Annotated in this window: 11 protein-coding genes; 8 read left to right on the plus strand and 3 right to left on the minus strand. The window is 32.8% G+C overall.

Features of this window, described 5'->3' with window-relative positions:
• Positions 1-94 precede the first annotated feature (94 nt).
• A complete protein-coding gene (locus tag BW939_RS08845; RefSeq protein WP_076451680.1) occupies positions 95-1,414 on the plus strand; it encodes a helix-turn-helix domain-containing protein in 1,320 nt (439 codons plus the stop codon).
• 172 nt (positions 1,415-1,586) lie between these two features.
• Entirely contained in the window at positions 1,587-2,774 is a 1,188-nt protein-coding gene (locus BW939_RS08850; RefSeq protein ID WP_123891589.1) for a PQQ-binding-like beta-propeller repeat protein, read from the plus strand.
• A 473-nt stretch (positions 2,775-3,247) separates the two neighbouring features.
• On the opposite strand, the gene BW939_RS08855 is transcribed toward BW939_RS08850, so the two are convergent.
• Positions 3,248-5,368 (minus strand): helix-turn-helix domain-containing protein, encoded by a 2,121-nt coding sequence (locus BW939_RS08855; RefSeq protein ID WP_076451682.1) that lies wholly within the window; start codon positions 5,366-5,368, stop codon positions 3,248-3,250.
• A 208-nt stretch (positions 5,369-5,576) separates the two neighbouring features.
• Here BW939_RS08855 and BW939_RS16230 point away from each other — a divergent pair, with 208 nt between their 5' ends.
• Positions 5,577-6,020, plus strand: coding sequence for a hypothetical protein (locus BW939_RS16230; protein ID WP_084566632.1), 444 nt, complete (start codon positions 5,577-5,579; stop codon positions 6,018-6,020).
• Between the two features lie 155 nt (positions 6,021-6,175).
• On the opposite strand, the gene BW939_RS08865 is transcribed toward BW939_RS16230, so the two are convergent.
• The gene (locus tag BW939_RS08865) at positions 6,176-6,691 is read right to left on the minus strand and encodes a gamma carbonic anhydrase family protein (protein ID WP_076451684.1); all 516 of its coding nucleotides are present in this window, start codon (positions 6,689-6,691) and stop codon (positions 6,176-6,178) included.
• A 151-nt stretch (positions 6,692-6,842) separates the two neighbouring features.
• Between BW939_RS08865 and BW939_RS08870 the strand changes: the two genes are divergently transcribed.
• From BW939_RS08870 to BW939_RS08885, 4 genes are all read left to right on the plus strand, one after another.
• Positions 6,843-7,721, plus strand: a complete 879-nt coding sequence (locus BW939_RS08870) for a NifU family protein (protein WP_076451685.1) — start codon at positions 6,843-6,845, stop codon at positions 7,719-7,721.
• Between the two features lie 63 nt (positions 7,722-7,784).
• Complete coding sequence (hemH, locus tag BW939_RS08875; RefSeq protein WP_076451686.1) at positions 7,785-8,843, plus strand: ferrochelatase; 1,059 nt, start codon at positions 7,785-7,787, stop codon at positions 8,841-8,843.
• Positions 8,844-9,018: 175 nt separating this feature from the next.
• Complete coding sequence (locus BW939_RS08880) at positions 9,019-9,246, plus strand: hypothetical protein (protein ID WP_076451687.1); 228 nt, start codon at positions 9,019-9,021, stop codon at positions 9,244-9,246.
• A gap of 4 nt (positions 9,247-9,250) precedes the next feature.
• A complete protein-coding gene (locus BW939_RS08885; protein ID WP_076451688.1) occupies positions 9,251-9,511 on the plus strand; it encodes a hypothetical protein in 261 nt (86 codons plus the stop codon).
• A 111-nt stretch (positions 9,512-9,622) separates the two neighbouring features.
• On the opposite strand, the gene BW939_RS08890 is transcribed toward BW939_RS08885, so the two are convergent.
• Positions 9,623-10,834: a type IX secretion system plug protein gene (locus BW939_RS08890; protein WP_076451689.1), complete on the minus strand. Its 1,212-nt coding sequence runs from the start codon at positions 10,832-10,834 to the stop codon at positions 9,623-9,625.
• 62 nt (positions 10,835-10,896) lie between these two features.
• Between BW939_RS08890 and BW939_RS08895 the strand changes: the two genes are divergently transcribed.
• A complete protein-coding gene (locus tag BW939_RS08895) occupies positions 10,897-11,535 on the plus strand; it encodes an MBL fold metallo-hydrolase (RefSeq protein WP_076451690.1) in 639 nt (212 codons plus the stop codon).
• Positions 11,536-11,705: the final 170 nt, after the last annotated feature.

The raw sequence follows: 11,705 nt of genomic DNA on the forward strand, positions 1-11,705 counted from the left end.
CACTGAAATACAAAACTATTGAAGAGTTTAATAATCAAAACAAAATTTATCAAAATGTAGCTTAACTTATACTGGAATTTTTATTTGCATATCCATGAAATACCGTAGCCTCTACTATATAGGTGTAGTTAAGAGTTATTTAGGATACAATGAGGAAGCTGCGGATATTTTTAAAAAATGTATTTCCTATTTTAAAATCAATACAAAAGGTAATCTACATCAAAATGTGATTTTTAATAACCGCAAAGGATACTTTAATTCTTTGCATCAGCTTATTGTTTGTGAACAGGCGATGGGAAATTATAATCATGCAATTGCACTTACTACTGAAGGTTTTAAAGAAATTCCTAAAGGAAAAGATTTTGATCAAGAATTGAGCTACTTCTACAAAAACCAAGGGATTAATGCTTTTCATCATAAAAAATTCTCAGAAGCTATTCTTCATCTGGAGAAATCAATAGCTGGACTAAAAAAAGTGAAAGATTTTTCTTGGGTTTCTACCATTTACTACTATCTGGGACTTAGTTATAAAAACAAAGGGAATATTAATAAAGCTGTAGAACATTATAAAAAAGTAGACTCTATTTTTGTAAAGCATCATTTTATTTTTCCGCAGACAAGAAATAATTATGAAGAGCTAATTTCATATTACAGAAAGCAGGCAGATCCTCAACAAGAGCTTTATTATACCAAGCAATTGCTGAAGGTAGATAGTGTGATTTCTAATGATTTTAAGTATCTTACAACACGCATTCATAAAGAATTTGATACCAAAGCACTGTTGCAGACACAAGCAAATCTCGAAAATTCTAACAATAATAATAAAAAGCTTTTAATTTTACTTGCCGTTTCTATAGTATTACTTTTGGTTTTGCTTTTTTATTGGTTCCGAAGAAAAAATTATATCCAGAAAAAATATGATTTAATTTTAGAGGAGCTAAATCTCACTTCTGTAGAAGATATTTCTCTTCCCATAAAGATTTCTAACGATGAAAAAAATATCGAAAAAACCTCAAAATTAGATTCCTCCACCATCACCATTTTAAAACATAAGTTTAAGGAATTTGAAAAAAACAAAAGATTTCTTGAAAAAGGAATTACAGCCGGTCGTCTGGCTGCTGAATTTGAGACTAATGCTACCTATTTTTCACAGTTTGTAAGTGAATTCAAAGACAGTAATTTCAATACTTATATAAACAATTTACGGATTATCTATGCTGTGGATCAGATTTATAATCATAAAGAATGGCGCAAGTATTCAGTTGAAGATATTGCTTCAGCTTGCGGATTCAGCAGCAGACAGAGTTTTTCTAATGTCTTCTACGAACAGAAAGGAATAAGACCGGCCGAGTTTTTAAAGAAAAGAAATGAAGAATTAATGGCTGAAAGAAAACAAATTGAAAAACCAATCTAATTTCAATTCCTATCAACATTTTAAACATACATTGTGAAAAGTGTATTTTGAAAAATTAAATTTTCACGATTTAATATAACCATTTAAGGGGATTTTTTCTACATCTCAAAAAACGTATTTTTGTATAAAATAGAGATATTCTATAGCACTACAACAAGAATTTACAATGGTTTTGAAAAAAAAAATTGATCTCTGTATAAGTTTCCTGATTTGTTTTGGGCAAATGTTTTATGCACAAAATGTAATATACAAATCATCATTTCCTGTTGAAGTATCGGCAGAGTCTATTTTTAAAGGTTCTCTTTTGAATTGTGAAAACAAAATCATCTACAGTACAAACAATTTCTCAATGTACGCTGTTGATAAAGAAAATTTAACTGTTGCTTGGACAGGCGATATAAGTTGGCGATCAGATAATTCTCCTTCTCTATATAAAAATACTTTCTTGCAAAGCAGTTATGATGGCTATTTTACTCGGGTTTTGCAATATGATTTGGCTTCTGGTAACGTTTTAAAGACTTTAGATTTGCATACGCTGCATTCAATTCCTTATTTCATTGGTTCGATGATGTATGTAACAGCACTTGCAGATGGGGGTAAGCTTCTAGCCTATGATTTAGAGAAAAATAAAATCATTTGGTCAAAAAATATTGGCGATGGGGTAGATTTTCAACCCATTTATTTAAAAGACAAGATTATTGCAAAAACACATGATGATTACTGGATTGATGTGGATTACAATGGTAAATTTTTATCTCAAAAATCAAATGATTATACTTACATCGATGATGAAAAGGTTTCCGCAAGAAAAGGTGAATTCTTTACACACGACCAAAAAGAGGTGAGAAAAGAGTTTCTGAAAAAAAATAAACTCGCAAATAAAGATTTTAAAATAAAGCTTACAAACAACAATACTTTTCTTTTAAGCGAAAGGTTCCTCACTGTAATTGGAGGAAATCTGAAAATAAAACTACAGCTAGATTTAGAAACCATCGTTCCTGCTGAAGAATATGAAAATGATGCTCTCAGTACAATTCTGAGTATACAAGATGATAAAATTTGGTTTTTACATCAAAACCATCTGATTCATTACGATTTTAGAAAAGAAAGCTTGCTTAGAAATGTTTATTTAAATAATTGGCGACCTCATCATATTGTTTTAGATCAAAGAACGATTTGGCTTATTTCAAAAAATGACGGGCAATTGTATAAATTAGATTTTGAGCCGAATGAAAAGCTTGATAGAGAAATAAATAAACAGAAAGCAATACAAGAGAGATTGCGATGCGATCTACCCAATCCGGAAAAAGCAAAAGCGATGAAAGCGGCAGCCGAGAAATTCAGGCAAAACCAAAAGTAAATTTTTAATTACAAAAACCAGGAAATTTATTGGTACTGCCTTATCAACTGTGAGATCTGAAATAAATATTAATATTTTAAAAGCATTACCAGAAGTCTATTGATTCTGTTGGGATTATAGGTAATCTGTCATAATTTTTTTAAAAAAAAATTATCTTTTTTGCTAAGTTTACGCCATTGTGAGCGTTGAAAAAGTAGTAGTAAAAAATCTTAGTGAAATCTTTGTGTTAAAATTAGACATTATGGCTAATAACGTACAGTCAAAATTTTTTTTAATAATTGAGCAGCTACCAAAAGGCAACTGCTCGTTTTATTTGAAATATTGTGAGCGTAAAATTATCTTATCATAAGGAGAGCTATAGGAAAGCTTACAGTTTTTTTAGAACATAAAAGCTGATATTGTAAACCATTTCTTTTTTTGGTTGTACTTGTGCGAAACTCAGTAAATTCTCTTTTGTGTTATAAAAATAACTTCTAACCACCTTTTTTAAAGTTAAAATGATTAATTAAAATTCTTATTTCATTAAATTCAAAATCTGAAGGAAGAGCGCTTTTCCATTCTGAAAGCGTTTCGTGAGTGTTTTTATAAAATTCGTCTTCAAATATTTTTATTTTGTCTGAAGTAATCACTCTGGTGATATCTAGTAAACCTTGTTCTGCGTATTTTGCGAGATGCCCAATCACTGTTTCTTTCACCAAACCTCTTTCCATGGCAATTTGCGAGATGGTTTTACCTTGTTCAAATAATTGGAATGTCAAAACCTGAGAGGGTACTTTTGCAATCTGCATCGTTACTTCTTTATCATTTTTTTCATCTAAAAGTTTTGTATCCAATAGATGAATTTCCCGCAAACTGTTGAGGTATTCTTCAATATCTTCCAGCCAATTTCTGAGGTCGTCATTGTATTGCTTCAAGCCTTTTGCTCCTTTTATCTCAGAATAAAAATCCTTCATAGGATCAAAGATTTTATTCCTAGTTTCGGTAAAAAAGAAATTTACTGCACCTTTTGATTTGTTTTCAATTTCAGACCATTCCTCTTTTTTTTCAATAAAACCAGCGATTTTTTGGTTTAAAATGCGTTCCAGCTTATTAAATATTTTGATAAGATTTAGGGTTTCATGTTTCAGTTCTTGGTAGAGCTTTTTTGCCTTTAAATGGTCGATGGTTTTGGTAATAATAGATTTATTGTTCCAATCTTCAACTTCTTTCAAAAACCAATGGCAATCTAGCGTTCTCAATACTTTTTTAATGCTGTAATCGTATTTTTCTTGATGAATAATAGTCTCTACAAGAGAGTTGGCGTGTGTATCTCCCTGAAACTTGAGAATTCGGTTGTCTTTGAAGATAACTTCCGGTGTAATTTTAGATTTTAAAACTATTCCTTCTAGAGTTCTGCAACGCGAAAGAGCTACATACACTTGGCCTGCAGTAAAACTTTTTCCTGCATCAATAATAACTTTGTCAAACGTCAAACCTTGGCTTTTATGTATCGTAACTGCCCAAGCTAGCTTTATTGGAAATTGTTCAAAACTTCCCAGAACTTCTTCCTTGATATTTTTTTCGCTGTCAAGGAAATATTTTTTTTGTTCCCAGACTTCTCTTTTTACGGTAATTTCTTTTTCGGAACCTTCCAGAACGACTTTTATTTCTTTTTCGTCTAAAGATGAGATTTCACCTAATTTTCCGTTGTAATATTTTTTCTCTCCAGAAATATCATTACGGATAAACATTACCTGAGCTCCAATTTTCAAATCTAAAAATTGCTCATTAGGATATTGATTTTCTTTGAATTCGCCAAAAAGCTTAGCTTCATAGGTTGTCCCGTCGTACTTTAATTCTTGTAATTTCTGCTGGTTGATGTCGTCCGCCATTTTGTTGTGCGAACACAAGTAAACGTAAGGCTGTTCGCCAGAATCAAAAAGCGGATTAAACCTTTTATTTAATTCCTCAAAATTAATATTGGCAAGATCGCCGTCTCGGATTGCATTTAGAATTTCAAGAAAAGCTTCATCAGTTTGGCGGTAAACCTTTGTTAATTCAATCGTGAGCAAAGGAATTTGTTTGATGGCTAAACTATCAAAAAAGAAAGGAGAATTGTAAAACATTTTTAATACATATTCATCTCTCACAACTGGGGGAAGCTGATAAAGGTCTCCAATAAAAAGCATCTGCACACCACCGAAAGGTGAAGTGTTTCGCCTGATAAAACGCAATGAATGATCCATCATATCCAAAACATCGGCTCTCAGCATAGAAACTTCATCAATAATGATTACTTCTACTTCACGCAGAAGTTTTAGTTTGTCTTTGTGGTATTTGAAATGCTGTTGAAGATCAAAAATATTGTTGGCAAGATTGGTATCTATTCTATCCGTAGTGGGCAAAAAGGTTCTTAGCGGAAGTCCAAACATAGAATGTACAGTAACTCCGCCTGCGTTGATGGCGGCGATTCCCGTAGGAGCAACTACAATGTGTTTTTTTCGTGTACGCTTTACAAAATCGTTTAGGAAAGTGGTTTTTCCTGTTCCTGCTTTGCCAGTTAAAAATATACTTCGGTTTGTATGCTCAATTAATTCAAAAAAATGATCTTTCATCGTCGTCAAAATTACAAAAATGTTGTGAAGGCATACGCTTGGATTTCATTTAAAAATAATTTAAATAGATTTAAATTTAGTATTTACTGACAGAGAATTTTTACTTTTATGCCCGTAAACCACGCAGAAAAGAGACTTGTAAGTAAAATGTTGTTTATCTTGCAGTAAAATTAAATTTTAAAAAAAAATTCAAAAAAAATATTTAAATATGAAAACCAACGTGATTAAAATTTTTAGTTTGTGTACTATTGTAATGTTTACGTTCTCTTGCAAAACATCGGCAACCACGGATCCTTCAAATTTACCGAAAGATATTTCTGAAAGACCGGCAGATGAAGACAGCCAAAAATATGATCAGGCACAACTAGACCAATTGAAATCATCTATTGATGCAGAAATTGCTAAAGAGAAATGCAACAACGCTACAGAGTGGGCATTTTCTCCAATCGGAGCTAAAGCTTGTGGTGGACCAATAGGTTACATAGCTTATCCGAAAAAAATTGAAGAATCTATATTGGTGAAAATAGAAGATTTTAAAACCAAAATGACTGATTATAATAAGAAGTACAATATTACTTCAGATTGTATGATGGCGGCTGAACCTACTTCTGTAAAATGTCAGAATGGAAAAGCGGTTCTTGTTTATCAATAGTTTAAAGCGTTATTTGAATTGGTGGGGAAAGAGTAAGAAAACTTTAATAATGATATAAAAAAGCGACTTTGAAACATTTTCAAAGTCGCTTTTTGTGCTTAAATGAGCTTAGAAACGTAATGAATTACTTATTAAGTTATTCAAAAATGCAATTATTATTTCTTATACCAAGAAGAATATTTTACGTAATTATCAGCAATTCTATTGACCTCGCCTTCTAAAAGTTGAGAATTAATATCTTTCAGTTTTCTTGCAGGCACACCACCCCAAACCTCTCCGGATTTGATGTGAGTACCTTGTGTGACCACAGATCCTGCACCAACTATAGAATTTTCTTCCACAACGCAGTCATCCATCACAATAGAGCCCATGCCTATAAGGACGTTGTCTTTAATTGTGCATCCGTGAACAATGGCGTTGTGACCTATGGAAACGTTATTTCCAATGTTTAAAGGGTGTTTTTCATACGTACAATGCAACATTACATTATCTTGAATGTTAACTTTGTTGCCCATTTTTATATAATGTACATCCCCACGAATCACGGCGTTGTACCAAACGCTACAATCTCTTCCCATTGTAACATCACCAATAATTGTTGCTGTTTCTGCTAAAAAAGTATTTTCCCCGATTTGAGGCGTTTTTCCTAAAAGTTCTTTTATAAGTGCCATATTTAAATTTAAAAATGTGATAATGAGCTAATTTGAAAATTAGATTTCAAACCAGTGATGGTAAATTACAGTGATAGCAAAAATCTAACTTCCAACTACCAGCTTCTAACTTCTAAATCCTTATTTTTGTACAGTCAAATTTAATTAAAAAATGCATACCATACTTATAGAACCAACCGAAAACCCGAAAGTGATGAAATTTGTAGCAGACTACAACTTGATTCCGGGGTCTTTGGAGTTGGATAGAGATTCAAATATTTCAGAAATTCCTTTGGCTCAGGAGCTTTTCAACTATCCTTTTGTAGAAAGAGTTTTCATTACTGCTAATTTCGTAGCGGTTGCAAAACAAGATACTGTAGAGTGGGAGCACGTAGTAGAAAGTCTGAAAAACGTAATTGAAGACGAGCTTTTGGCAAACCCGAGAATTTATCTTCAAAAGAAAAAGGAAATGTACCAGATTTACGCTGAGATGACGCCAAATCCCAATGTGATGAAATTTGTCTCTAACCAAATTTTGATGGAGGGTTTTGTAGAAGTGAAATCAAGAGATAAAGCTGATGGAATTCCTTTGGCTGAGGCTATTTTCAAAGATTTTGATTTTGCTAAGGAAGTTTTTATTTCAGAGAATTTTGTTGCTGTTACTAGAGATCATTCTGTGGAATGGCATCAGGTGATGATGGCTGTTCGTGGAATGATTGCTGAATATCTTCAAAGTGGAGGAGTGATTTCTTCTATTGAACCTCAAAAGCATGAAAATCCTGTTGAAAAAATCATCAACAGAGATTATACTGAAGACGAACAGAAGATTTCTGATATTTTAAATGAATACGTTGCTCCTGCTGTTGAAAATGACGGAGGGAAAATTTCTTTAATGGAATACGACGGCTCTACAAAAACGGCTAAAATGTTACTACAGGGTGCTTGCTCAGGGTGCCCGAGTTCTACAGCTACATTAAAAGGCGGAATTGAAAATATTCTGAAACAATTTGTACCAGATTTAGTAGAGCACGTAGAAGCTGTAAACGGATAGTTTAGTTCATAGTTTTCAGTTGATGGTATTTCACAACTGACAAGAATAAAAAAAAATGAAAATTTGAAAACCAATAATCAACAACCAACAACCAACAACCAAAAGGGAATATTATTAGTAAACCTCGGTTCGCCAAGGTCAACATCTGTTCCGGATGTAAAAGAATATCTAGATGAATTTTTGATGGATGAGCGCGTGATAGACTATCGTTGGTTTTTTCGTGCACTTCTAGTAAAAGGCATCATCCTTAATACAAGGCCTGCAAAATCTGCAGAAGCTTATAAAACTGTATGGACAGACGAAGGTTCTCCTTTAATCGTCATTACCCAAAAACTTCAGAAAAAACTTCAGAAATTAGTAGATGTTCCTGTTGAAATAGGAATGAGGTATGCTCAGCCAAGCATTGAAGCTGGAATTCAGAAGCTGGTAAATCAGGGGGTTACGGAGATTGTGCTTTTTCCATTGTATCCGCAATATGCAATGAGTACAACCGAAACGGTAATTGAAAAAGCCGAGGAGGTAAGAAAAAAATCTTTTCCGCAGGTGAGAATAAATTACATTCAGCCGTTTTACAACAGAGATATTTATATAGACTGCCTGGCGGAAAGTATTAAGGAAAAACTTCCAGAAAATTTTGATGCACTGCAATTTTCATATCACGGTGTTCCGGAAAGGCATATTTATAAGACAGATCCCACGAATACATGTAATTTAAACGATTGCTGTTCTCGCGAAAGTAATCCTAGTCATCAGTTTTGCTACCGCCATCAGTGTTTTGATGTGACCAATTCAGTTATAAAGAAATTAGGTTTACCTAAAGAAAAAGTGATGGTAACGTTCCAGTCCCGTTTAGGGAAAGACAAATGGATGGAACCTTATACCGATGAAACATTGGAAACTGTCGGTAAAATAGGGGTGAAAAATCTTGCAATCGTTTGTCCTGCCTTTGTTGCAGATTGTCTTGAGACTTTGGAAGAAATTTCTGTAGAAGGGAAACATCAGTTTGAGCATGGAGGTGGTGAAAATTTCCATTACATTCCATGTCTTAATGACGAAGATAGGTGGGTAGATGTTGTGAAAAAACTATGTGAAGAAAAATTAAATGATTTTTACAGAGTCTAATTTTTATTTTTTTTCATTAAATAAAATTCAACATCTATTTTTTATAATAAACATTGATTAAATTACAAAAAAAACAAACAACACCCCTTTTAATTTAGGGGTGTTGTTTGTTTTATGATATTTTTAATTATCTTTACTTTGTTATAGACAAATTGAAATCTAAAAATTTTAAACGATGGAGGCGACTATTGAAATTTTAAAAAAGAAAATAGAGATTTTGAGTCCGGATCTTCTGGAAATTCTTGCAAAAATTCTAGATAAGATAGAGAAACAGATGTTGGTAGATATTCCGCAATTTCAAATAGATGAGGTGATCTACAGAATTCAGTTTCATGCAGAGAATCCTGCTACAAAATTAGATTTCTTTGATAATTTAGCTGAGCTTGAGCGAATTTGTGCTTAGTACAATGGAGGTGCTGTTATCATCTATTGCAAAAAATGACATACGATTACTGATGCGTGTGTTCAAAGCTGAAAAAGAGCGTAAAGACAAATATTTTCTGGATAAGCTGAAAGATACTGTGCAACAGATTGTAAAGGATTCTATGCAAATTGGAATCAAAAATAAAGAAATGCAGGTTATTAAAATAGAAAATCTGCCAGTCACTATTCATTATATATTTGAAGATAATAATCATTTATTAATCACTGCGGTCTTCAAAGAATGAAAGGATGTTAAAAAAAAATAGGTTTTATATATTCTTTTTTCCGTGAGTCTTCTAAAATAGTTGATTATTAAAAACGCGTATAGTTTATTTATAGGATTTTGGGTTTTTAGTCTATTTCACAGGTGTTCTGAATTCTCCATAGCCTATTAGTCCATCGTAATTTCTGCCAAATGGTTTGTAATATAAGTAGGCTTGATATAGATTTTCTGTCTGCCAAAAATTCCCGTTGATTTCACCAAAGTTTATCATTCCATTGGCTTCTTTTGTAGCAAGAATATAGTTGTAGAATCCTTGTTTGATGAATATTTTGGCGATGTATTTTTTTTGCTCCGTATCGTAAGTCATCATATATTCTTTTGATGGTTTAAAATCATTAAAACCTCCCAAAATATATAATTCTTTATCCATCGGTTCAGAATCTAGGGAAAAATGCACAACGGCATAGTCTGCTTCACGATCTGCATTTCTTTCTAATCCGATATCGTTTCTTCTGAAATACCATGCACCATTCACATCTGGCTGGTATTGGTAATCTAGAGGGTAGGCCCAAACAGGATGAAGATAAGTTTGATTAACGCCGTCAATAATTTCTGTTGCACGCACTTGGTCTGCAGGGATTTTGATGTTTTTATTGTCGAAATAATAAAACTCATTATTCCCCGGGAAGCTAAGATTCATTTGCTGGAAAAGAAGTTGGTTCCCCATCGTAGAACTGGGTTTTAGATTATAAATAACCATGTGCGGATTATTGTTTTGAACAACATTCAGCGACATAGAATTCACGTTCGACGAAAGGTCTCCACCTTTAGAAACTGCTTGTACTTCAACTCTTTGGTTGATGTTTGGTTTTCTTGCATCAGAAACTCTGGTGATGTTTAAAGCTAAATTTACAGCACCTTCAGAAATGCTGAATCTTCTTTTAAATAAAGGTTTGTCTGCTGAATCTTTGTAAACGATAATTTCAAAATTTCCGGAAATTTTTGGTTTTATTTTATCATTAGGAAAAAGAAGTTTGTAATGTGTATAAGGCTGAAGTGTATTGAAAGAATACTCAAACTGATCTATCAACGCATTCATCGTTCCTGTAGCTATTTCAGTGAAAAATAAATTGTCATCTTGCCAGTTTCGGTCGTAATGTTTCAGAGTATAACGGTAGATTGTGCTTCCATTGGTTAAATCATCAAAACTTAAAACCAATTGTTCGCCCATACTGATGACGGGTGTTTCGTCATTTGTTTGCGGATTAAAAAGCTGTATGCTCTGTATGTTTTGTCCGAAAGCCAGAGTACTGAGGCTTAATAAAAAAATCTTCAACGTTTTCATTATGACGAAGATAACGATTCTATAAAGAAAATCGTATTTTTGAGGGGTAAAAAATTTTAAATATGCTTCAAATTCAAGGCTTCGTATGCAATTTTGCGAGTGAAAATACTTATATAGTTTATAATGAAAACAAAAACGCATGGCTTATAGATCCAGGTAATATGAATGAGCAAGAGACCGCGGCGATAGAAAGTTTCATCAATGAAAAAGACCTAGCAATTCAAAAGATTCTTTTAACTCATGCTCATATCGATCATGTTTTGGGTTTGCAGTGGGCTTTTGATACTTATAAAGTTCAGGTTACTATGCATGAAGACGATAAAGAGGTTTTGGATATGTTTCAAATCAGCGGGATGAGGTTCGGATTTGAATTGGAACATATTAAGGTAAATTTGGAATATATAAATGAAGGAGATGAACTTGATTTTGACGGTGAAAAATTTAAAATCTATCACGTTCCAGGACATTCACCAGGAAGTGTGGTTTACCATAATGAAGCCCAGAAATTTATGATTTCAGGAGATGTTTTGTTTGAGGGCAGCATTGGAAGAACAGATTTGTATAAAGGAAATTACGAGCAGTTAATTGAAGGAATTAAAACAAAACTTTTAGTTTTAGATGAAGAAACGCAGGTTTTCTCTGGGCACGGAAATCCCACAAAAATTGGTTTTGAGAAAAAGTATAATCCGTTTTTAAAATAAAAAGACTTGAGTTGTAATTTTTTTACAATTTATATAACATTACCAAGTTTTGGCCTAGGCCAATTGAATCATTGGGTTTTCCTTAAAACGGGCTAAAGTCCTTTTCTGTTGATAACAAACAAAAACCGTCAGAAAATTCTGACGGTTTTATCAATTTATTAAAAATACTA

Origin of the sequence: Chryseobacterium piscicola (assembly GCF_900156685.1) — a bacterium.
GTDB lineage: Bacteria > Bacteroidota > Bacteroidia > Flavobacteriales > Weeksellaceae > Chryseobacterium > Chryseobacterium piscicola.